1 protein-coding gene is annotated in these 1,540 nt (G+C 54.4%); it reads right to left on the bottom strand.

Annotated features, from left to right (window positions below; translation table 11 throughout):
• The coding region (locus D1646_RS22295) for a leucine-rich repeat protein (protein WP_160638515.1) at positions 1-1,511 on the bottom strand (1,511 nt) is incomplete at its 3' end.
• Positions 1,512-1,540 lie beyond the last annotated feature (29 nt).

Genomic DNA, 1,540 nt, shown 5'->3' with positions numbered 1-1,540 from the left:
GCGTAGTACTCGCTGCCGCTCACCTTGCCGGAGGGCTCCGGGGAACCATAGGCCCGCCAGAGGAAGGTCAAAATCTGGGCCTGGGCGCAGGTGGAGTTGGGGGAGAATTTGCCCGCGCCCGTCCCGGCGGTGATGCCATTCTCTACCGCCCAGGTGACGCCCTTGGCAAACCAGTCGTCGGTCTTCACATCCGCCAGCAGGTGGTTGTAGTGGATGTTGGCGCGGATCAGCTCCTCGTTGAATTCGCCCATCTGGATTGCCTTCCACTGAGCCTCCGTGCCGCCGTAGTAGACATCCGTCAAACTGTTGTTGTAAAAGGCGGCATACCCAATACTGGCAACGCTGGCCGGGATGGACACCCGTTCCAATGCGCTGCGGGTTTCATAGCATCCAAACGCCCAGTCTCCGATGCTGGTAACACCGGAAGAAAGGATTACGTTAGTCAAACCCACACAATCCTGGAAGGCCGAGCGCCCGATGCTGGTAACGCCGGAAGGAATGGATATCCCGGTCAACGCAGAGCAGTTTGCAAAGGCCCAATCCGCGATTGTGGTAACGCTGGCCGGGAGGCTCACGCTGGTCAGGCCAGTACACCCATGGAATGCGCTTATATCAAGGTAAGTAACGCTGGATGGGATGGTTACACTGGTCAGGTTAGCATAATTAAGGAACGCATCATGTCCAATGCTGGTAGCGCCGGCGGGTATGTTCAACTCCGTCATGGTCCGCAGCACGTGGGGCGGATACTTCCAAACGGCAGGGTGGACACCTGTTCCTCCCTCTGGAAACACATCAAGATCTTGAAGCCGGTTCAGGAGCGCATCGGTATAGTAAGTTTTCCAGTCATCCGTTCTGACATAATGGGTTTTACCATCGCGGTGCAGAACAAATTCTTCGTCCCATTTTCTGTTCAGATGCTCCCCAAAATGCAGAAATTCGTGAACATACAGCTGAATGTGCCAATCATTCTGTTCAGTCAGCTTGTCATAGCTTTCCTGAAAATGCTCCCAGTTCTGGTGATTGATACTTGAGATGCCAGTACCATTTTCAAATGGGGCAGAGGTTATTCCAGCGTAGCTCGTCCAAACGGTCAAATCGTGGAAACAGGTCACATGGTCATACCGGTCCAGGTCTATCTTGCTTTCCAGAAAGGGAGCTGCCTGCTCCGCAAGGATGTAAGACCCCTGCTCCTTGTTTTCGCTGTACAATTCCGTAACAGCCGTGTCGATCTCCGCCACCTCAACATGGGCCCGCATAATCCCAAAGGAATTCATGTACTCCTCAAACTCGGCGGCCAGGTCCCGAAGCAGGTCGACCTCCTCCTGGGGCATGGCGTAGGTTACGTGCTGGATCTTGCCGTTTCCATCTTTGACATCAGCGTCCACATTCTTGAAGATAGCGAAGAGAAAATACCAGTCGGGGAGTTCGGCCTCTGCGGCGGCGGCCCCCACAGGCAGCAGGCACAGGCACATCACCAGGGCCAGCAGGAGGGACACGATGTTTTTCTTCATAGCTTCCATTCTCCTTACACTTCTTTTTT

The sequence above is a fragment of the Pseudoflavonifractor sp. 60 genome (assembly GCF_009911645.1).
Lineage (GTDB): Bacteria > Bacillota > Clostridia > Oscillospirales > Oscillospiraceae > Lawsonibacter.
This window is presented reverse-complemented; position numbering and strand designations above follow the sequence as displayed.